This window comes from Rhizobium sp. N621 (assembly GCF_001664325.1).
In the GTDB taxonomy this organism is placed as follows: Bacteria; Pseudomonadota; Alphaproteobacteria; order Rhizobiales; family Rhizobiaceae; genus Rhizobium; species Rhizobium esperanzae.
The window spans coordinates 362582-382156 of sequence record NZ_CP013497.1; the positions used below are offsets into that span (position 1 = coordinate 362582).

A 19575-nucleotide genomic window follows, 5' to 3' on the forward strand; every position below is an offset into this window, starting at 1 on the left:
CCAATTTTCGCGGATGCTCCATAGACGGCCGTCTCCACTCCACCGGGTATGATCCGTTGAAAGGCTCTCAACCAATCCAACAACGCCTATAGCCCCGAAGCACTGGCGGCGGAATGGCATCAATCCTACCTGGTATCGCCTGGCCTTAGTCGAAGAAAGGAAACGTCTCATGAAGGTTATTGGTTACTACGTCATCGTTGCAGCGTTGCTCGCATTGACATTGCGGGCCGGGCCGTCACTTGCAGCAGATGATCGTAACCAAGATTGCGGCCCGGCGACAAGTGACCCCCGCGCAAACCTGAATGGTGCTGACAAAGCCCATTCAGCGGAGCACACTCAAGACTTCAATTGCCAAGATACTCCTGCCGAAGAAGGTGAGTGCTACGAGTGCGTCTTACCCCCCGAAGTACATATTCAAGGCGCCGAAGTGATCGACGTCGCAGACCGAAACCTTTATCCGCGGAAAACACTGCTACTCGCCAGATTGATCAGGCACCACTGAATCGTGTCGGTTGAAGGTAGCAGTAAGACCATCAAAGCCACGGCGGCTGGAACATCGATACTTTCTCAATTTTAGGCGACCCTTTGCTTGCTGGTCTCTCGTGGCGCCGCACCGCGAGACCAAGCCTTTTCACCTTTTATCTCGCCACCTCGCTACGGATGAAGACATGCGGTTCAAGGGCCTTGATCTGAATCTCCTCGTCGCACTCGACGCCCTGATGACCGAGCGTAATCTCACGGCGGCAGCGCGCAGCATCAACTTGAGCCAACCGGCCATGAGCGCGGCGGTCGGCAGGTTACGCACCTATTTTAATGACGACCTTTTTACCATGGTCGGTCGCGAACTCGTTCCAACCCCGCGTGCGGAGCGGCTCGCGCCTTCGGTCCGCGAGGCTCTGCTTCACATCCAGGTCTCGATCATATCCTGGGATCCGTTTTGCCCTGCTCAATCGGATCGCTGCTTCAGGGTCATTCTTTCCGATTACGCCGCATTGGTTTTTTTTGAAAAGGTCGTGACGCGTGTCGCCCGAGAAGCGCCCGCCGTCAGCTTCGAGTTGCTGCCGATCGCCGATAACTACGATGATTACTTGCGGCGCGGTGACGCCGATTTTCTCATCTTTCCGGAATTGCTCATGTCGCGCGCACATCCTAAGGTGGCGTTATTCGAGGAGACCCTCGTGTGCGTGGGCTGCCACTCGAACAAGCTACTCTCGGAGCAACTTACACTCGAGAGGTATATGTCGATGGGACACGTTGTGGTGAAGTTTGGGAACGCTAGGACGGCTTCCATCGAGGAATGGTGTTTGCTTGGGCATGGGCTTAAGAGACATGTCGAAGTAGTCGTGCAGGGCTTCAGCATGGTTCCGTTCATGCTTTCAGGGACCGAGCGCATAGCGACAATGCCCTTACGCCTGGTCAAGCAGCTCGAAAAGACAATACCCCTACGGATCGCCGACCTTCCGATACCGTTGCCCGCATTCACACAAGCCCTCCAATGGCCCGCGCTTCACAATAGTGATCAAGCAAGCCTCTGGATGCGGGACGTGCTATGTCAGGAAGCATCCCGCATGCCCTCGCCCCATGAGGTAATGAGACGTCTCAGGATTTCCTAGCATTCTTTCGTGGTTTTGTCGTTCGGCGTGATTCATGGCGTCGGAATGAGGAGCCTCTTTGAGACGCCGCCGCTACAGTCTCACGGATGATCGATCCTGTCGCCGCTGGCCCAACAGCCGCGCTGACTGACGACCAAGTATGGAGGAACTGGACAGATGCTCTCCTACGCCCGCCGTTCAACCGACCAATGAAACAACCTCCTCGACAGTTTGTCGACGACGCAAGTCGAAGGTTCACGCAGCTCCAATCGACATTAGCAAGGAGCGGCAAACCAACCCCTAATATGGGACGGGTTCACCACATCCGAGCCGTGGCGCCAGATTGCCCTCCGGTGATACCTCAACGTCTTTATTTTTGCGGCAGAACATTCTCACTGCCCTTTTCCACCTGATCGATCACGAGCAGCTTTACCGGCTCGGTGCCGTTGTTCGCCCCTTTATGCCATATCCCCCAGGACTCGACAATAAAATCCCCTGCCGTGAAAATGCTTTCTGTCCCAGTTTCTGTATTGGTGACCGTGATCTCCCCGGAAAGCACATAGCCATAGCGCTGATAGCGATGCTGATGAATTGGCAACGTCGCACCGGGCGCAATCTCATAAATCGAAGCGATGACCTCGACATCCTTCCGTGGAACGATGATGGGCTGACCGGCAATCGTACGATCGGTCCTTAGGATAAGCGTAGCCGCGACCGCTTTGTTTTCGAACGCGTTCGCGGGACACGCCAGAGCAAAGAGCGCCGTAGCGATTGAGATGACCTTCATTTGCTTTTCTCCTGATACACGCCGGATCTTCCTGAAGGGTGTTTGCTTCCGAGTTCGGCCAGTTGCAGAGCGAAAAACCTGCATCGTCTCACCGGCGCCGACACGGGTTCATTTGTTCCGGACTATGATGATTTCTTCAGAGCTCTGCGGGTCTTTTCAAGATACTGCATCGCAATACCCCTCATGGCGCGGTGGCGAGTAGCGTCAAGACATCAGGCGCCGACGCAACAGCGCTGCCGACAGGAAGAACGGCAAAATCGCGTAGATGCAAAGCGCGCCTATATGCAGGCCCATGCTGCCCGCGGGGCGCCCAAGCATTGCCGGGCGTATGAGGTCGATCGCATGCGCTAGAGGCAAGAACTGCGCTACCTGCTGAAAGGCCTGGGGCAGTTGCGCGATTGGAAACACCGCGCCGCACAAGAACAGCATTGGTGTCAGGACGAGCGTCTGGTAAAAAATGAAATACTCGTAACTGGGCGCAAGCGCCGTGACTACCATCGCAAGGCTCGCGAATGCAAATCCAGTGAGCATGATAACTGGCAGCACATAGACGACTGATGGCCACGTCGCATAGCCTAGCACGGTGGCGACGATTATGATTCCCGTACCGGCAAGAAATGCCTTGCTCGCTGCCCATGCCAACTCACCCAGGATGATGTCCCCAAGTGTCATTTGTGTGTAGAGCATGGCTTCCCAGGTGCGTTGGGCGTGCATTCGCGTAAAGGCCGCGTAAATCGTCTCGAACGTCGCAGAGGTCATCGCGCTTGTCGCCACCATGCCGCCCGCCAAGAACGCAACGTAGGTTGTGCCGTCAACGCGACCCACAATAATTCCGAGGCCAAGGCCGAGGCCAAAAAGGTAGATCATAGGATCGGCCAGACTTCCAACAATTGACGCAAGTGCTACTTTCTTCCATGCCAGATAGTTGCGTCGCCATATCGCAATCCAGTTAAAAGCGTTGGCGGGCAGAGCCGCGGCACAACCTTCACCCATCGTTCACTTCTCCATCTCGCGCCCGGTCAACCGCAAAAACACATCCTCAAGATTCGGCGGACGCTGCAGAATGCGCAAGCCCGCGCGCTCCCGCAACCGCACACGCACCTGCTCCGGGTCGGACACATAGCAAAAAAGGGTCTCGCCGCTAATTTCGACGCGATCGGCATATGGCCCGACCAGCGATTCCAATTCATGCGGATCGCCGCCGTAGATCTCAATGACTTCGCACCCGATCAGTTCATCGATCAGGTCATGCGGACGCCCTTCGGCAATGCTGCGACCTCTTTCGAGTACGCAGAGTCGATCGCATAACCGTTCGGCCTCTTCCATGAAATGGGTGGTCAAGATGATCGTTTTGCCGCGCGTAAGCAGGGAACGCAGGCGCTCCCAGATCAGGTGGCGCGCGTGCGGGTCGAGACCGGTGGTCGGCTCGTCCATGACAAGTAGCTGCGGGTCATTGATCAACGCACGCGCTAGCGTCAGGCGCCGCTTCATGCCGCCTGAAAGTTCAGATACACGCGCATTCACCTTGCTCTCTAGGCGTGCAAACTCAAGGAGCGACGGCATGACCGCCTCGACTTTGCGTGTATTCATGCCGAAGTAGCGGCCGTAGACCAGCAGATTCTCGCGCACAGTGAATTCAGGCTCAAGGTTGTCGAATTGCGGCACCACGCCGATACCCTTTCGCGCCAAGCGAGCCTGGGCAGGCACCGGCACGCCGAGCACAGTAATCTTCCCCGCATCAGGGGCTGTCATGCCAAGGATCATGCGTGCGATCGTGCTCTTGCCCGCGCCGTTCGGTCCAAGCAGCCCGAAGCATTGCCCCGGGGAAACGCGGAACGATAGCGCGTTGACCACGGCCTTGTCGCCATATGTCTTGCTTACGTCGAAAAAATCTATTGCGGACATGAACATGCGCTCATCTGACCGTCGGGCGCCGTTGACTGGCATTTCTTCGGTTGGTTGTGTTCTTCCTGGTCCATCGCACCGTATGTGTTCATTGCGTCTCCATTAAAGGGCTGGCAGCAGCATCCGGGAAAACGCCTCGTCCGTGGTAATTGGCACTCGTGTTGCAGAGCAGCCGAATGTCCCGAGCTTGTTACATTCGAAGAGTAGCTCGGCGACTTCACGGAGAGAGTGCCTGGGATGGTCTGCAATTGTGCAGATTCATCGAGATGGACAACAGCCGGAATTCTGTCCTGGCATCTCATCCGCGTCTTTTTATACCACAGACGCGCATAGTGTCTCCATGTCTGAACGTCGAGGGTTGGGGCCGTTAGGAGGCAGAAATTGGATTCCGGAAACAGGCGAGTAAGCAATCTTCGTTGACCGACCCACCCCGACACTCAAGCCGCTCTACCTCGAGCAAAGTTTCGTTCAGCATGCCGAGGACCGTCTCAGCACCAGCAACGTGGCCCCAGCGACGACAATTAGCGTCGCGCGCCGATCCGAAAACCAGATATCCATCTGGCGCAAGCATCCGCACTAAATTCCGAACAGCCCCTCTCATCTCGGCTATTCCTCCAATATAGTAGAGCACTTCCGCCACAACGATCAAATCAAACCTCTCGTCAGGTGAAAACTGTTGAACATCAGAGACTATCCAGCTGATGTGCGGAGAATCCCTCATGCGTCGACGCGATCTTTCTATAGCGTGAGGCACAACATCGATCACGGTGAGCCGTTTGCAGTGGGGGGCTAGCTGCACCGTAAATGCGCCGGCAGCGCATCCCACTTCGAGCGCATTTGAGATGGATCCCTGGGCAAGCGCCAAGCGGAGCATTTGCGTGTGACGCTCACGCTCGAATGGATTGGCGTCGAGTCCCCATGGATCGGGTGCAGCCAGTTCCCGATTCAGCAATTGATAATTGTCGCTCTGTGTCAACTCGTTCACCTCGGTAAATAGATCTTACTCGTCGCTGCACATGCAGTCAGACGTCGTTCGCCTGGCAGAATCGCGGGCGGGGTTGAGCCTTCGAGGCGCTGTCGCATGTCCAGAACATTCTGTAGTGCGCGCATCAGTCGCCGGATGTTGATTCGAGTTGCCAGCAGAGCTGCGCGACAGCCAGTCGCTATTGCTCAGCGTGCACAGCGCGTAGGCTTTCAAGGGCAGTAGCAGAAAAATATTGATGAATGCATGCAGAGAGAACCCGAGGAACCGTCGTTGGCGGGCCCGGAGCGCGACAACGCTGCAGTGGATCATCGTCATGGCCACGATCATCAGGGATGCCAACCAAGGCACGGTGCCCGTCAATGCAAGCTGTGCGAGCCCCGTCAGCACTGATAGTGCCAGAAGCAGCGGTCCGAGGTTCTGTCCGACAACGTCGAGCGTAAGGAAGCGATTGAGGTTGGGCAGCAGGCGCAGCCCAAGCAACGTGTCCCGGTACGTGCTCCGCGCCCAGCGTAGTTGTTGGCGCAGATACGGTCCTAGCTTGTTCGGAACGACTGTCGCTGCGATGGCGCTCGGCACGTACTCCGTTCGAAAGCCTGCCTTCAGCATGAGAATGGTGAGATGCCGATCCTCACCGAAATCGCTTGGCTTTCCCCGAAAATACTGTGATTCGTACTGGTCAAGCAGCGAAGCGAGCGCAGAGCGACGGTAGATAGCACATGGACCGCAGCAGCACATAACGGCTCCGAAGCGAGCTTGTGCCGCACGCTCCTCGTTGCAAGCCAGCCAGTACTCCATATCGATCAAACGGGTCAGCCAACTATCGTTTCGGTTGCGGGCCGTCAACTGTCCCATGGCCGCGCCGACAGCCGGATCTTGCATTTTAGGCACGAGCTTCCTGATGACGTCAGATGCGAGGATCGTGTCGGAGTCGACGTTTAACACCATATCTCCAGCAGAGCGGCGTATCGCGGCGATCTGTGCCTTCCGTTTACCGACATTCTGGGGAAGCAGGAGAATATTGAATCTGGGGTCTCTTGCGAAGGCCTCGTGCACAGGTCGCAAAGCCTCGCGATTTTCGGAACCGTCATCAACTAGGTAAACCTGCAGCCTTCCCCCGTATTCCTGACCCGCAATAGAAGCCAGGCACTCCGAAAGCGTGCGGGGATCCTCGTTGAAGCTTGGCACGATGACATCTACGCTGGGCAGCTCGTCAAAGCCGGCCAAGCCCTGGGACGCCAATGAAACATCGGTCGGCAGAGAATAAACGGCCTGCATGCTTTTATAAGCAGTCGAGAGAAGTGCATAAAGCGAGACGGCTACAGTGCTGGTTGTGTCAAGCATATCCATCGGATCTTCAGAACTCCCGAGTAAGCGAGCGGAATACAAAGCCGCGATCATGTAAAGCTGGAATTATCCTAGATAACGCCATAATAGTCTGGTGGCGCAGACTGCGGTCAGTTCCTTGCTGCATTTCACTGGAGGGACAACCGTCGTGCAAGAGCACGATTGACCCCGGTCGGACAGACTGCAGCACATCATTGACAATGGCGTCGGCCCCGGGAAGAGACCAGTCTCGTGGATCTACCGACCAGTGCACGGCAGTGAGTTCCGCATTCGCCGAAGCCTTGAGTACTTCTTCGGTCCAGATGCCGTAAGGAGCCCGGATGTGCCGCACCACCGCCTGAGGCGACGCCATTTTTATGGCTCTGTTTGTCTCGAGTATCTGACGTTGCACCTCGTCGGGTTCGCAGTCAGACAGGTCTGGATGCGTCATTGTGTGGTTGGCGACTTCATGCCCCTCTGCAATCATTCGCTGGACCAATTTCGATTGATCGGCCAGAAACTCGCCGATGACGAAGAATGTTGCCGGCACCCGGTGTTCAGCCAGAATATCAAGAATCTCCGGTGTACAAAATGGATGCGGACCGTCGTCGAACGTCAAATAAACGCTGTGACGACCAGTGCCGTCATCGCGCTCACCGTGCACTTCGCACGAGCAATCGAGTTGCGTCATTGCTCTCGTCCTTTCCGGTAAATTATCTTGGTGGGCCATTCGGAGACCGGCCGCCCAAAGGGTAGGATGATGACGCCGCGCGTGGACGCAGGTCAAAACGCGCGCGTGGCAGCGTGTAGCGTAGGCCGTTTCCCAAAATAGCGGTCACCAGGCCGCCTCGTCTGAATTGTCAATACCGCGGCTCGTTGCGGACTGTACCGAGTGCGATTGGTGGTGAACCCCCGAGCTGTCGACGATTGCAAGGTGATGCAATGGGCTGATCGACCGCTTATGCAAGCATTACATTCCAAAGCCACACATTTGATCCCTCTACACCACTGGCGCGCCATCGACAACTTGATTTCCGTCAAGATGCTCGTCTAATGGATCACGCCATTTAATTCGTAAAATCGATTGTTTGGATGATACCCATTCACGGCATAGATAAAATTCGAGCTCCACGGTTCCTGCTAACGGACCGAGCCTGTTGTCGTGACTGGCGGGGGACTTGCGTCGTCGTTCCCTGGAAGAACTTATCATGGCTCGGCATTGGCGGCTTTCTAACCTACTCTGGGTAAAGCTCTGGAGCAGATTGAAACCTTCCGGAAGCCTGAAAGCGCCGGATAGAATCGCTCGGCTATGGCTGTCAAACGACTCGAGGAACTAGTCCCACTTGCCGAATTGAAGAACTGACCCCATCGGTTTGTGCTTCGTTAGATCCGAGCACTGGCCCCAATCTTCCGCAGATTGCCGGAGCGTCGCTTTTGGCTAAGCCGATAACTGCCGCCCGGATGGTGACCACCGTCGAGAGGTGAAAGCAGGCGTCTCGCAAGGCGTTGGTGTCGTAGGCGCGGTCAGCAAGGAGGATCGCGCCTTCTCGCATGTCCTGCAGCATCGGCTCTGCCATCCGGTTGTCGTGGGCTTGCCCCGCTGTCAGATCAAGGCTGATCGGCCTGCCGTCTGCGTCGACGACCGCGTGGATTTTCGTCGTTAGGCCGCCGCGGGAACGTCCCATGCAGCCATCGTCTCGATCCCCCTTTTTCCCGTGGCCGCATGCTGATGAACGCGGACACAGGAACTATCGATCATAACGATGTCGCCGTCGAAGGCCTTTGCGATCTCGCGCAAGACATGATCCCAAACACCCGCTTTTCTCCATCGCACAAAACGGTTGTAGCAGGTGGTATAAGGCCCATATCGTTCCGGCACGTCTGCCCAAGGCGAGCCTGTGCGGAACCGCCACAAAATGCCGTTGATCACTCGCCGGTCATCGACCCGCGGCACGCCGCGAACCTTGTTGGGCAACAAGGGCTGAATAATCGCCCACTCGAAATCAGTCAGGTCGAAACGACGGCGAGTCACGCAAGGCCTCCAAATCAAAGCCTCATTGAATCATCACCCATCCGGTTAGAAAACCCCGTTTATGAGTTTGCAGCCTAGATCGGCGCCATCCTCGATGAATCGGCGAAGCGCGCCAACATGAGCCGTACCGCAACATACGTCACAGCCAATTTGCGCGGAAGCTCCGGCCTCTCGCTCCGACCCAAGTGCGATGCCGATGGGTTGGATCGGGTGCGAGATAAACGACTGAACGATGACGGAGCGATATGCGGCGACTTCACCGCCCGGACTGAAAAGGCGTATGGCGCCGCAACTTCCAGTCTGGCGGAAAATCGTAAATCTGTGAGACGAAGGGTCATGCATAAAAATTGGCGAGAATCACGATCGCTGATGCAGGTCCGGGAATTGATATGCAGAATTTCAGCAGAATTTAAGCCGATGCGCTTTTCCAGAACAAGGCAACGAACATGCTCGCTGGCGACCTGAAGAGGGATCGGTATGTTGTTTCTCGACGGCGGACTGGTTTCGGTGATTGTCTCTGTTCGCTGGCGGCAGCTTGGCGCTATGCACAGCGAACGGGGCGGACGCTGGCCATCGATTGGCGTGGCTCCTGCTATCTCAATCAACCCTTCACCAACGCTTTTACGGTGTTCTTCGAGCCGATTCAAGATATTGCTGGCGTACGGGTTATTTGCGATGACCAGATCACCAGTTCTCATTTCCGGGACCGTTCTTCCCATCATGGTGGAACAAGCCCTCAATCGAGAGCGTTTACCGCCCCGATGAACAAATTTTCCGGGAACGTGAACCGAGCTTCTTTAAGCCCAGGACGATACTGATGCCAACACGGTAGTTTGTGATGCCTATGTGGCGGTGCGACCAAGCTGCCGAACGCCAGATATTTCAGAGCCTCAACCTTAGACCGGAAATTCCGGCTCGTATTCACGCCATCGATCAGGAGCACTTCAAGGGGCGCAGTATCATCGGTGTGCACGTACGGCACGGCAATGGCGAAGATATAATGGACCATGCGCCCTACTGGGCCGATCCGGAGTTGGCCTTACGCCAGGTGTGCACTGCCATCGAGAAGGCCAAAGCGCTACCGCATCGACGCCCTGTGATGGTTTTCTTGTGTACGGACAGCGCGCAGGTACGGGACCATTTACTCGGTGTGTTTCCCGATCAATCACTATCCCGAAATGCTTCCAGGCGGGCCAGGCCGGCCATTACACAGTGCATCGCTCGGAGTGGACGGCGGTATCTCTGCTCTTACAGAGATGTACCTTCTCGCCCGATGCGATACGGTAATTCGCTTTCCGCCGGCCAGCGCCTTCACGCGCTATGCCCGTCTCTTCGTGCCACGTGTTATTGAGTTTGACTTGAAAGATCCGACTCGCTTGATCTTGACTGATGAATCGTCCGAGCATGAGCCGGCTTGATGAACCGGCACTCCGCTGAACAAATTCTCGGCGCCCTCGCAGGATTGAGGAGAGGTGTTCACTGGATCGCGATGTGGGCGCAGCACGCGACGAGACAAGGCGGGGGCGCATCCTCTCCTAGCGTCTAGAGCAAATCCTGTTCAATCCGGATCATATCCAGCAGCCTTGAAGCAATTGGCGCATTCTGCGGGGGTGAAGCGGGGTATCAGGGCGCCAACTGCATCCCAGAGGGCGTCAATCTTTCGCTCTGCCCGACCTCGCAGCATCGCCTTCAGTTTGGAGAAGGCGTTCTCGATCGGATTGAAGTCTGGGCTGTAAGGGGGCAGGAACATGAGCGTGGCGCCGACACGTTCGATGGCGTCGCGTACACCCGCTGTCTTGTGAGCCGGTAGGTTGTCCATGACCACCACGTCGCCGATCTCCAGGGTAGGCCCCAATACCTGTTCGACGTAAGCCAGGAAGACAATTACCGTTCATGGCGCCATCGTAGACAAACGGCGCGGTCATCCCAGTGAGGCGCAACGCTCCGGTAAAGGTCGTTGTTTTCCAATGGCCATGTGGCACGCCAGCTCGGCAACGCTCACCTCGAAGTGCACGTCCGCGTAGCCGTGCCATCTTGGTCGAAAGGCCGGTTTCGTCGATGAAGATCAGCTTTTCTGGATCGAGATCCAGTTGGCCGTCGAACCAGACACGCCGGCGCTTTAGGACATCCGGCCGGTCCTGCTCCAGTGCGTGGGCGGTCTTTTTTCAAAGGTCCATCCGCGGCCTCGAAGCCAAGCGCCAAGTGCGCTGCGGCTGATCTTCACCTGCCGCTCGACGGACAAGCGCTCAACCATCTCATCGAGCGTCACATCCCTACGCTCGTTGATCAACGCGACAACGAATTCCTCGTGTGCATCCACTGCCGAAGGTCGTCTCCAGCCCTGTGGCCGAGCAGTTAACTCACCCTCTTTCGCTCTTGCAAACCAGCGGATCGCCGTCGAAATCCCAACTCCGAAACGAGCCGCAGCCTGTCGAGCCGACATGCCGGCCGCAGACGCTTTCAAAACCCGTATTCGAAGATCATCGCTCAGTGCTTGTCCCATCATCCACCTCTTCTCTGTGGATGTTTGAATCAGCATCGATGGACGCCGTCACATCACAATCGATTCATCGATCGCAGGACTTGCTCTAGCGCGTCCAAAGGCTTGCTGGATCATTGTTGTGAAGGGTAGCTATTGGGCGCCTTCGGTGAGTGGAAACGGCACCGCGCGCTCGACCCGCATCATTGGCATAGCAAGCTCGCACGTCGGCGATTCCGATGGGACGAGGACGTTCGCGCGCCACAGCCTCGTCGGCGCCTTAGCCGACGCCCTGCCTGATGCGAGGGCGTTCGTCGGGCTTGGTCGACAGATTGCCATCAAGCTGATGTTCGTGCTCTATGCGGTCGTGGGCGTGGCCGGAGCCGTTCTTTATTCCCGCATCCCGACACGTCTGGCAAACCGCTCGACCACAGAAGCCGCCGCCGCGCTAGGTCCTTAGCGCGCATCGTCCTTGCAACTCGCAACTCCCTCAGCCTCGACGCATTCGCAGGCGTGATAACGCCGGCTGCGAAAGACAGAAGATGCACTGTTGTAGTCTCCGGCTCCCGCCGCTGCTTGCATGACGGCTTGCGCCAGTCGTTGACAAAACTCAATTGGCCAGCCACCATTCCCGTTGCCCGGCCATTTGTAATGAGTAAGTCTGAGGTGGTGCCATGCCTCGCATGATCAGGTTCATGCTCACGCGTTTGGCGACGGGGTTCGCAATTGGATCCGCCGTGGGCTTCTTCGTTTGGCAAAATGGATTTGCCGCGGCAGGCACGGTTGAGAGTTATCTCGCGCAGGGCCTGTTCATCTACCTCTTCGCAAGCACCATCAGCATGGGTTATCTCGCGACGGCCCTGCTCCTCGAAGAATAACGCCGGACGCTCTCCGTCGCATGTTGGTGCTCGTTGCGAACGTTCGTCTGCACTTCCCTATTAAGCCCGCCAGTCCGACGGTATCCGCATGTGTCGTCAGCGCCACCGTTGATGCGGACAAGGCCTGAAGCAAGCGATGAAAACAGTCGAGATGACAAGAACAATCCCGATGAGCATGACGTCCTGGTACATTTTGCGCCTGGCCATAACGGAGCAAGCGATCGCCACATTGACGGCGGTCGAATTCCGGCGCGGTTATCGCCCTACCCCGAGGTCAGCACGCCTTCCGCAGCAGGTCGACGCTGTCGACCACGACGACCCTGCCTCTGACTTCGACCCCTGCAGGACCGAGGGCAGCGAAAGCCCGCGAAAGGGCTTCGGGCGCAACCCCCAGTTTGCCGGCCAGAATTCTCTTCCGGTAAGGCAGGCGAAAGGTGGCCTGCGATGCTGAGGCCGGGCAGCGGCTGACGAGGTAATTCGCAACACGCTGTGCAGCCGTGTGCAGCCGGTCTCCCGCTATGCAATCCATGGCACCGAGCAGATGCCGGGCCATGATGCGCATCACGTTGCGACGCATGACGGGGTCCCGGTCGGCAAGCGCCCGCAACTCCACAAGGTCGAACAACGCGACCTCTGCGCCGTCGGCGGACCATGCGCTGTAGGTGTAGGAGCCGCCTCCCGACAGGAGATATTCGCCGAACGTCTCGCCCGGTTCGCAGATGCAGATATCTGCCTGGCGCCCCGCGGATTCCGACTTCGAAAGTCGCACGAAGCCGCGCATCACGCAATAGACGAACGACGCCTGCTGGCCCTCGGCGATAATCCGCTCGTCCGGTGCGAAGATCTGGAACTGAGCCGTGTCGGCCAGTTCTTCTATCCTTGCTTTGTCCAGGCCGTGAAACAGGTCAGATCGCAAAAGTATGGGATGTCTCGATAGCATCGATCTTCCTTTCGTTTCGGCCGTGAGCGGTTCAAGGTCTTTTGCAATCGGTTTCGTCCTCGACGAGGATTCGCCAAGCTGCTCCTTCAAGGTCGTCGTACTGGCGGCTCGTCAGCGACCAGAGGAACGCCAGGAGACCCATTCCCCCCATCAGCAGTGCGATCGGCATCAGATAGATCAGCATGTTCATGTGGTTTCAACTTCCGCACGTCCGCCGGCAAGCGGCTCGCTCCGTAGGCCGGGGCGCCTGCCGAAGGCATTTAATCGCAGCGCATTCGTCACGACGATGATCGACGAAGTCGACATGGCCACCGCCGCTATCAGCGGCGTTGCCAGGCCGGCGATTGCGATCGGTACCGCAAGCACGTTGTAACCGATGGCGAGAGCAAAGTTCTGTCGAATGAGGCTGGCGGATCTTCGCGCAACGGCGATTGCCTCAGGAACGGCATCGAGACGATCGTTGAAGAAGATAAGGTCGGCAGCTTGCCTGCCGACGTCGGATGCGGTTGCGGGCGCCATCGAGACCTGCGCGGCGGCCAGCGCCGGTGCGTCGTTGATCCCGTCGCCGACCATGAGCACACGATAGCCCTCGGCGCCCAGCCTCTGGAGTTCCTCGACCTTCTGTTTCGGCGCCAGGTCGCCCAGAGCTTTGCCGATACCGAGAGCCCGCGCTGTGTTGTCGACGACGGCCTGCCTGTCGCCGGATACTATCAGCGTTTCGATACCGGCTGCAGCGAGCTGGCGGAAAGCCTCGGCGGCGCCCGGACGAAGCGTGTCGTCAAACAGGAAACGGGCGAGATCGACGCCGTTTTTCGACAGGACCACCTCCGAAAACGGAGTATCGCCCGCGGGCGTGAGCCCGGTTCCGCAGGCAAAGGCCCGGTTGCCGAGCCGATAGAAGTCCGCTCCTTTCCAGGCTTCCAGCCCCCCGCCGGCGATTTCCGTGACCCTGTCGAAGGCGAAGGGGTAAGAGATGTCTATGTCCCGCACCAGACCCTGGGAAAGCGGATGCCGTGAATGCGCCGCCATTGCGCAAACGATGGCGCTATTGCCCGCGATCGCGTCGCTTCGGACGAGGCGGGGCCGGCCCATCGTCAGGGTGCCGGTCTTGTCGAAGGCCACCATGTCCGCGTCGGCCAGTCTTTCGAGCGCCGAACCGTCCTTCACCACGATGCCCCTGCGGAAAAGTTCGCCGGCGGCGACCACCTGGACCACCGGTACAGCAAGGCCCAATGCGCAGGGGCATGTGATGATCAGCACCGCGACCGCGACCAGCATGGCCTGTTTCCAATCGCCCCCAAGCAAGCCCCAGGCGAGAAAGGAGGCCAGCGCCAACAGGTGCACGGCGGGAGAATAAAGTGCTGCGGCGCGATCGGCGACCCGGCGATAACGAGCCCTGCCGCCCTCGGCCGCTTCCATCAGGCCGATGATCTCGGAAAGAAGCGAATCCCTTGCCACTTTGGTCGCCCGCAGGACGAGCGAACCGGTCAGGTTCATCGCACCCGAATTCAGCGCGCTGCCTGCGGCGACGGCGACCGTGCTGCTTTCACCGGTGACGATGGAGAGGTCAACATCGCTCTCGCCGCTGACGATCATGCCATCGACGGGAATGCGTCGGCCGGCGGCAATCGCGATGTTATCCCCGACGGCGATCTCTTCGACCGGGATGTAGTGCCGCGACCCGTCCGGCATCATCAGCTGCGCCCCGCGCGGCGCCAGTCTGGCAAGCCCGTTGATCGCGGCGCGGGCTTTTTCCCGCATTACATGATCGAGGGTTCTGCCGATCAGCAGGAAGAACAGCAGAGACACCGACGCGTCGAACCAGGCATGTTCGCCATGGTGCATGGTTTCCCATAGGGAGACCGCATAGGACAGCGTCACTGCAAGCGAGATCGGAACATCCATGTTGGTGCGCCTACGCTTGAGCCCGCTCCAGGCCGATTTGAAGAAGAAGCGTCCACCATAAATCAGCGCCGGCGCCGCGATCATCGCCGAGATCCAGTGAAACATGTCGCGCGTGGCCGCATCGGCGCCCGACCATACCGACACCGAGAGCATCATGATGTTGGCGGCCGCAAAGCCGGAAACTCCAATCGCCAGCAGTAGCTGGTTCCGGATCCTGTCGGTTTCGGGTGCTGTCGACGTGATGAGATGGGCGCGGTATCCGGCCAAGGTGATCGCGGCGAGGATTTCGGAGGGATCGGTCGCCTTCGCCTCGATCTCTTCCTGATAGACGCAGGTGACACGCCGGGCGGTGAGATTGACCCGGGCTTTCCTGATGAACGCAAGCGCCGACAGCGCTTTTTCGAGGGTCAATATGCAGCCGCCACAGTGGACGTCGGGTACGCTGAGGTCGATCTGGCGTAACCCTGCCCCGAGCGGGTGGCTTGCAAGGCATACCTCCTCGGCGCTGGCGGATGTCGCGCTGAGGCCGAGAACGCTTTCCGCATCCATCGAGCAGCAGGTCATTGGCGGAACTCCGCGGTGTCGAAGCGTTTGGCCTCATGCATGACGACCGCCCCGTTCATTCTCGATATGGCCTCGACGATCCAGTCGCCGGCGACAACCTGGTGATCGGCTTCGAACCGCCCTTCGCCCGTCTTCCGGAGCGTCACGCGGAAATCCTCATGATCGCCGACGGGCCGTTTGAAGTTCAGCGTGACATCATCGATGATCGCAGGCGTGCCGGCCTTGTCGTGGATGTCGTAACGGATTTGGATGCCCTTAACGACGAGCGCGCCCTCGACGCCGGAGGCGGCCATTGCCTTCATCGCTGCCGCCCTGGTGTTGAATTCCTGGCTGGCCACATAGGTGTTTTCCACGACGATGCCACTCCAGCTGGACGCAGCATAGAAGGCCATGGTGGCGTTTACGGCGATCACTACGGCGAAGAATGCCGAGGTGGCAAGCAGCACGTGCAAGCCGGTAAAGCCCTGAGTAGAAGTCTTCATTTCACGTCTCCCGGCGCGTTGAACGCGGCGCGATAGCTCGCCCGGTCGGCTTGACCTGCGTCTTGACCTATATCTTCGATGACGAAGAGGAATTCGTTGATCTCTGCCCCGTCTGGGGCGCGCGTGACGAAGACCTTGAGCGTCGTGGCCGCGTCGGGTTCGACGTGAGCGGTGAAGCTGCGGGCATCCTGCCTGCCGAACTCGGGAATGCGCATTGTGCCCCCCTCCAGCCCGACGAGGGTGATGGTCACGTCCCGCGGCTTCGGCACCATGTTGAGGACATGCAGCGTGTAGCCGTTTCGGATGGAGCCGTCGCTTTCCAGAACATATTGAGGGTTCCGGTCGTGGATAACGTTGAGCCTGAGCCGATCGCGTAAGGCGAGATGGACGACCATGGCGACGCCGATCGATGCCCAGACGACACCGTAGAAGACAATTCTTCGGCGGAAGATGATGCGCCAGTCGAAATTCCGGACAGCTGGCATGAAGCTTCCGTCGTCGTTTCGGACATTGGAGGGCTGGATGGCTGTCCGTCCTCCGTCAGTAGCAAGCGACATGTTGCTCGAATATTCCTTGAGCGTCGCATAGGCGATCAGGCCGTGTGGCTTCCCGAGCTTGTCCATGACGCCGCCACAGGCGTCGATGCAGAGGGCGCATGTGATGCATTCCATCTGCTGGCCGTCGCGGATGTCGATCCCCATCGGGCAGACGGCGACGCAGGCATTGCAGTCCACGCAATCGCCCACCGGCAGACCCTGAGCCTTCTTGCCATGGCGCGACCGCTGCTCGCCCCGCCAGTCGTTGTAGGTGACAACAAGCGAATTCTCATCCAGCATCGCGCCCTGAATGCGCGGCCACGGACACATATAGGTGCATGTCTGTTCGCGCATGAGGCCGCCAAGCACATAGGTCGTCGCGGTCAGGGTGGCGATCGTGGCATACGCAGCGGCAGGAGCGCTGCCGTCAAACAGTGAAGCCGCCAGGCTCGGCGCGTCGGCAAAATAGAAGATCCATGCTCCGCCCGTGGCGACGGCGATCAGCAACCAGATCGCGTGCTTGATCACCCGCTTCCTGAGCTTGTCGAAAGTGAAGGGGTCGGCATCGAGCTTCATCCGAGCGTTTCGGTCGCCTTCGACGGCGCGTTCGACGACGATAAAGAGATCGACCCAGACGGTCTGCGGACAGGCATAGCCACACCAGGCGCGGCCGACAGCGGCGGTGAGGAGAAAGAGGCCGAAGCCCGCCATGACGAGCAGGCCCGCCACATAGTAGAATTCCTGCGGCCAGATCTCGATGAAGAAAAAGAAGAAGCGCCGCGAGGCGAGGTCGACGAGGATTGCCTGATTGGGCGCATAGGGACCGCGGTCCCAGCGAATCCACGGCGCGAGGTAATATGTGCCAAGCGTGAGCAGCATCAAGACCCATTTGAACCGGCGAAAGGGCCCTTCGGCTCGTTTCGGAAAGATCTTCTTGCGCGGCGCATAGAGAGACTGGCGGTTGCGCCGGGCGTTGACGGGTTCGACGCGAACGTGGTCAATGTCATTTAGATTAGGGCGGGTATAGAGATTCATAGGACCTGTCCGATTTTCACCACTCTTTTCCCAGCCGTGGCGGATCCGTTCCTTGATGCAGATCAAGAACGACCGTGCAGAAGCGAAAAGGCCACGCCCCAGAGTAAGGGCGTGGCCGGAGGACAGCGGCGGAGAAACCGCTGGGACGTCCTCCACAGGAGCTGAAACTATCGGCTCGTCTGCTTGTGGTCTTTGAGGCAGATCAAACTCACCATCGAATTGCCGATTTTTGCCGGGTCGTCCTGCTCCGAAGACGCAGGCATCTGTTGGGCGCGGGCTGAGACACGCGATCGGATAACAGCACGCGGCGCGCCGTAGAGAGGGAGGATCGGATTGCGGTCGTGGGCTGTCATGTCTTTTCTCCTTACGTGCCGCCGCCGAGCGCATGAACGAAAATAGTAAGCTCGTTTACCGTTGTGTCCCCCAGGCGCGCTGCCCAGGCAGGCATTACGCCATGTTTGGGAGAGGCAACCTGACGAAGGATGGCGTCTTCACCCCGCGACTTCAGCCAGATTGCGTCGGCGAGATCCGGCGCACCCATTTCCACCTTTCCTTTGGCGTCCTCGCCGTGACATGGGGCGCAATTGTCGAAGAAAACCTGTTTTCCGGCCGCCGCCAGACCGACATCCGAGGGCGTATTGGTCAGCCCCCAGACAAAGGCGGCGACCTGCTTCATCTGGATGGGCTCCAGAACACCGGCAAAGGGCGGCATTTCGGAGGAATGGCTATCCGTATCGCCGTCGAAGCGGATGCCATGAGAGATCGTGGCCTGGATGGCATTCAGATCCCCGCCCCACAGCCAGTCGTCGTCGTTGAGATTCGGAAACCCCGGACCGCCGCTCGCTCCCGATCCATGGCAGGGCGCGCAGTTCACCTTGAAAGCGGATGCGCCGCCAGCGATCGCGAATTTACGAAGAGCAGGATCCGCGTCGATCTCCTCCACTGTCTTGGCAGCGATCAGGTCATGGAACTCCGTCTGCGATGACTTAGCGAGATTGAGGTCCTGCTGCAGCTCGGCGCGCGTTGAATAACCGAGATAGCCGTTAGTGGCGGAAGTGATCATCGGGATGGCCGGGTAAGCGATGGCGTAGCCGATCGCCCAGAGGATCGTCACGTAGAAGGTCCAGATCCACCAGCGCGGCATGGGATTGTTGAGCTCTTGGATGCCGTCCCATTCATGACCCGTCGTTTCGACGCCGCTCAGTTCATCGATATGCTTTTGCGACATCTCAATCGTCCTTCAAGGGAATATCGGCGGCATCTTTGGCCGTCTGCTTGCTACCTGGGCGAAGGGTGAGCATGACCGCGCCGACGAAGAATGCGGCCATTGCCAGGAGGCCCCAGCTGTCGGAGAAGTGTCTCATTGCAGTGTAAGTTTCCATGGATCACCTCACCGGTAGCCGGTCGCGTCGTCATAGGTCGAGAAATTAACCAGCGTTCCGAGCATCTGCAGGTAGGACACCAGCGCGTCCATCTCGGTCAGCCGGGTTGGATCGCCGTCGAGATCGCCGACATTCGCATTTGGGTAGCGCTTGAGTAGAGCCGCCGTGTCCGCGTTCGGATCGGCCTGGGCTCTCATGTCGGCCTCGGCATTCGCCAGCATGTCGTCGCTGTAAGGCACGCCCACGTCCTCATTGGCCTTGAGGTCCTCTCCGATACTCCTGACCGTCACCTCCTTCTCTTCGAGGAAGGCGTAGCTCGGCATGATTGATTCCGGCACCACGGCCCGCGGATTTGCGAGATGCTGGACGTGCCATTCGTTCGAGTAACGCCCCCCGACGCGGGCCAGATCGGGCCCTGTCCGCTTGGATCCCCATTGGAACGGGTGGTCGTACATCGATTCCGCGGCGAGCGAATAATGGCCGTAACGTTCGACCTCATCACGGAACGGCCGGATCATCTGGCTGTGGCAGAGATAGCAGCCTTCACGGATGTAGATGTTCCGTCCGGCGAGCTCTAGCGGCGTGTAGGGCCGCATGCCTTCCACTTTTTCGATCGTGTTCTGCAGGTAGAACAGCGGTGCGATTTCAACGATGCCGCCAATGCTGACGACCAGCAGCGAGCCGACCAGAAGAAGCGTCGCGTTCTTCTCGAGGGTCTTATGTTTATCAAGTAACGATGCCATGTCTCAC

The 19575-nt window shown here is 58.5% G+C and carries 20 protein-coding genes and 3 pseudogenes; 6 read left to right on the top strand and 17 right to left on the bottom strand.

The features are described 5' to 3' along the window. Positions 1-169 precede the first annotated feature (169 nt). Together nolE and nodD1 are read left to right on the top strand one after the other, a co-directional pair. Complete coding sequence (nolE, locus tag AMK00_RS24280) at positions 170-502, top strand: nodulation protein NolE (RefSeq protein WP_009988764.1); 333 nt, start codon at positions 170-172, stop codon at positions 500-502. 166 nt (positions 503-668) lie between these two features. Beyond that, on the top strand, positions 669-1613 hold the full coding sequence (gene nodD1 / locus AMK00_RS24285) for a transcriptional regulator NodD1 (RefSeq protein WP_040111866.1): 945 nt from the start codon (positions 669-671) through the stop codon (positions 1611-1613). A gap of 349 nt (positions 1614-1962) precedes the next feature. Here nodD1 and AMK00_RS24290 read toward each other — a convergent pair whose 3' ends face one another. From AMK00_RS24290 to AMK00_RS24325, 7 genes and pseudogenes are all read right to left on the bottom strand, one after another. Further along, positions 1963-2379, bottom strand: coding sequence for a cupin domain-containing protein (locus AMK00_RS24290; RefSeq protein ID WP_064812008.1), 417 nt, complete (start codon positions 2377-2379; stop codon positions 1963-1965). A gap of 204 nt (positions 2380-2583) precedes the next feature. Further along, the gene (locus AMK00_RS24295; RefSeq protein ID WP_009998866.1) at positions 2584-3372 is read right to left on the bottom strand and encodes an ABC transporter permease; all 789 of its coding nucleotides are present in this window, start codon (positions 3370-3372) and stop codon (positions 2584-2586) included. 3 nt (positions 3373-3375) lie between these two features. Beyond that, positions 3376-4326, bottom strand: a complete 951-nt coding sequence (nodI, locus tag AMK00_RS24300) for a nodulation factor ABC transporter ATP-binding protein NodI (RefSeq protein WP_080515691.1) — start codon at positions 4324-4326, stop codon at positions 3376-3378. Between the two features lie 325 nt (positions 4327-4651). Beyond that, the gene (nodS, locus tag AMK00_RS24305) at positions 4652-5269 is read right to left on the bottom strand and encodes a nodulation methyltransferase NodS (protein ID WP_064812009.1); all 618 of its coding nucleotides are present in this window, start codon (positions 5267-5269) and stop codon (positions 4652-4654) included. Positions 5270-5284: 15 nt separating this feature from the next. Continuing rightward, a complete protein-coding gene (nodC, locus tag AMK00_RS24310; protein WP_064812010.1) occupies positions 5285-6616 on the bottom strand; it encodes a chitooligosaccharide synthase NodC in 1332 nt (443 codons plus the stop codon). Positions 6617-6623: 7 nt separating this feature from the next. After that, complete coding sequence (nodB, locus tag AMK00_RS24315) at positions 6624-7283, bottom strand: chitooligosaccharide deacetylase NodB (RefSeq protein ID WP_040111870.1); 660 nt, start codon at positions 7281-7283, stop codon at positions 6624-6626. Positions 7284-8088: 805 nt separating this feature from the next. Continuing rightward, positions 8089-8624: pseudogene (locus tag AMK00_RS24325) on the bottom strand (IS5 family transposase); the annotation flags it as partial. A 446-nt stretch (positions 8625-9070) separates the two neighbouring features. On the opposite strand from AMK00_RS24325, the pseudogene AMK00_RS31430 reads away from it, so the two are divergent. Continuing rightward, positions 9071-9726 (top strand): annotated as a pseudogene (locus tag AMK00_RS31430) (nodulation protein NodZ); the annotation flags it as partial. Between the two features lie 154 nt (positions 9727-9880). Next, the gene (locus tag AMK00_RS33755) at positions 9881-10042 is read left to right on the top strand and encodes a nodulation protein NodZ (protein WP_406869907.1); all 162 of its coding nucleotides are present in this window, start codon (positions 9881-9883) and stop codon (positions 10040-10042) included. 140 nt (positions 10043-10182) lie between these two features. Here the strand turns inward: AMK00_RS33755 and AMK00_RS31435 are convergent. Beyond that, positions 10183-11127, bottom strand: a pseudogene (locus AMK00_RS31435) (IS630 family transposase). A 118-nt stretch (positions 11128-11245) separates the two neighbouring features. Between AMK00_RS31435 and AMK00_RS24345 the strand changes: the two are divergent. Both AMK00_RS24345 and AMK00_RS24350 read left to right on the top strand, forming a co-directional pair. Continuing rightward, positions 11246-11563, top strand: a complete 318-nt coding sequence (locus AMK00_RS24345) for a hypothetical protein (protein WP_018247218.1) — start codon at positions 11246-11248, stop codon at positions 11561-11563. 214 nt (positions 11564-11777) lie between these two features. Beyond that, positions 11778-11981, top strand: a complete 204-nt coding sequence (locus tag AMK00_RS24350; protein ID WP_004674430.1) for a hypothetical protein — start codon at positions 11778-11780, stop codon at positions 11979-11981. Positions 11982-12255: 274 nt separating this feature from the next. Here the strand turns inward: AMK00_RS24350 and AMK00_RS24355 are convergent, their stop codons facing one another. The 9 genes from AMK00_RS24355 to ccoO all read right to left on the bottom strand — a co-directional run bounded on the left by AMK00_RS24355 (position 12256) and on the right by ccoO (position 19568). Beyond that, positions 12256-12921 carry a Crp/Fnr family transcriptional regulator gene (locus AMK00_RS24355; protein ID WP_004674428.1) on the bottom strand — a complete coding sequence of 222 codons (666 nt, stop codon included), beginning with the start codon at positions 12919-12921 and terminating at the stop codon, positions 12256-12258. A gap of 31 nt (positions 12922-12952) precedes the next feature. Then, entirely contained in the window at positions 12953-13111 is a 159-nt protein-coding gene (ccoS, locus tag AMK00_RS24360; protein ID WP_004674425.1) for a cbb3-type cytochrome oxidase assembly protein CcoS, read from the bottom strand. Further along, positions 13108-15390 carry a cation-translocating P-type ATPase gene (locus tag AMK00_RS24365; protein WP_064812011.1) on the bottom strand — a complete coding sequence of 761 codons (2283 nt, stop codon included), beginning with the start codon at positions 15388-15390 and terminating at the stop codon, positions 13108-13110. Before AMK00_RS24365 ends, ccoS begins: the two co-directional genes overlap by 4 nt. Next, complete coding sequence (locus AMK00_RS24370; RefSeq protein ID WP_004674419.1) at positions 15387-15872, bottom strand: FixH family protein; 486 nt, start codon at positions 15870-15872, stop codon at positions 15387-15389. The genes AMK00_RS24365 and AMK00_RS24370 overlap by 4 nt, the downstream gene beginning before the upstream one ends. After that, positions 15869-17443 carry a cytochrome c oxidase accessory protein CcoG gene (ccoG, locus tag AMK00_RS24375; RefSeq protein ID WP_004674417.1) on the bottom strand — a complete coding sequence of 525 codons (1575 nt, stop codon included), beginning with the start codon at positions 17441-17443 and terminating at the stop codon, positions 15869-15871. Before ccoG ends, AMK00_RS24370 begins: the two co-directional genes overlap by 4 nt. Before the next feature lie 167 nt (positions 17444-17610). Then, positions 17611-17796, bottom strand: a complete 186-nt coding sequence (locus AMK00_RS24380; protein WP_004674416.1) for a hypothetical protein — start codon at positions 17794-17796, stop codon at positions 17611-17613. Between the two features lie 11 nt (positions 17797-17807). Further along, a complete protein-coding gene (ccoP, locus tag AMK00_RS24385) occupies positions 17808-18671 on the bottom strand; it encodes a cytochrome-c oxidase, cbb3-type subunit III (protein WP_004674413.1) in 864 nt (287 codons plus the stop codon). A 1-nt stretch (position 18672) separates the two neighbouring features. Further along, complete coding sequence (locus AMK00_RS24390; protein WP_004674411.1) at positions 18673-18825, bottom strand: cbb3-type cytochrome c oxidase subunit 3; 153 nt, start codon at positions 18823-18825, stop codon at positions 18673-18675. Positions 18826-18833: 8 nt separating this feature from the next. After that, the gene (gene ccoO, locus AMK00_RS24395; protein ID WP_004674404.1) at positions 18834-19568 is read right to left on the bottom strand and encodes a cytochrome-c oxidase, cbb3-type subunit II; all 735 of its coding nucleotides are present in this window, start codon (positions 19566-19568) and stop codon (positions 18834-18836) included. Positions 19569-19575 lie beyond the last annotated feature (7 nt).

Bases quoted from the DNA above. Each gene is read 5' to 3' on its own strand.
- nolE (WP_009988764.1), top strand. From the start codon at position 170: ATGAAGGTTATTGGTTACTACGTCATCGTTGCAGCGTTGCTCGCATTG.
- nodD1 (WP_040111866.1), top strand. From the start codon at position 669: ATGCGGTTCAAGGGCCTTGATCTGAATCTCCTCGTCGCACTCGACGCC.
- AMK00_RS24290 (WP_064812008.1), bottom strand. From the start codon at position 2,379: ATGAAGGTCATCTCAATCGCTACGGCGCTCTTTGCTCTGGCGTGTCCC.
- AMK00_RS24295 (WP_009998866.1), bottom strand. From the start codon at position 3,372: ATGGGTGAAGGTTGTGCCGCGGCTCTGCCCGCCAACGCTTTTAACTGG.
- nodI (WP_080515691.1), bottom strand. From the start codon at position 4,326: ATGCCAGTCAACGGCGCCCGACGGTCAGATGAGCGCATGTTCATGTCC.
- nodC (WP_064812010.1), bottom strand. From the start codon at position 6,616: ATGGATATGCTTGACACAACCAGCACTGTAGCCGTCTCGCTTTATGCA.
- nodB (WP_040111870.1), bottom strand. From the start codon at position 7,283: ATGACGCAACTCGATTGCTCGTGCGAAGTGCACGGTGAGCGCGATGAC.
- AMK00_RS33755 (WP_406869907.1), top strand. From the start codon at position 9,881: ATGTACCTTCTCGCCCGATGCGATACGGTAATTCGCTTTCCGCCGGCC.
- AMK00_RS24350 (WP_004674430.1), top strand. From the start codon at position 11,778: ATGCCTCGCATGATCAGGTTCATGCTCACGCGTTTGGCGACGGGGTTC.
- AMK00_RS24355 (WP_004674428.1), bottom strand. From the start codon at position 12,921: ATGCTATCGAGACATCCCATACTTTTGCGATCTGACCTGTTTCACGGC.
- ccoS (WP_004674425.1), bottom strand. From the start codon at position 13,111: ATGAACATGCTGATCTATCTGATGCCGATCGCACTGCTGATGGGGGGA.
- AMK00_RS24365 (WP_064812011.1), bottom strand. From the start codon at position 15,390: ATGACCTGCTGCTCGATGGATGCGGAAAGCGTTCTCGGCCTCAGCGCG.
- AMK00_RS24370 (WP_004674419.1), bottom strand. From the start codon at position 15,872: ATGAAGACTTCTACTCAGGGCTTTACCGGCTTGCACGTGCTGCTTGCC.
- ccoG (WP_004674417.1), bottom strand. From the start codon at position 17,443: ATGAATCTCTATACCCGCCCTAATCTAAATGACATTGACCACGTTCGC.
- AMK00_RS24380 (WP_004674416.1), bottom strand. From the start codon at position 17,796: ATGACAGCCCACGACCGCAATCCGATCCTCCCTCTCTACGGCGCGCCG.
- ccoP (WP_004674413.1), bottom strand. From the start codon at position 18,671: ATGTCGCAAAAGCATATCGATGAACTGAGCGGCGTCGAAACGACGGGT.
- AMK00_RS24390 (WP_004674411.1), bottom strand. From the start codon at position 18,825: ATGGAAACTTACACTGCAATGAGACACTTCTCCGACAGCTGGGGCCTC.
- ccoO (WP_004674404.1), bottom strand. From the start codon at position 19,568: ATGGCATCGTTACTTGATAAACATAAGACCCTCGAGAAGAACGCGACG.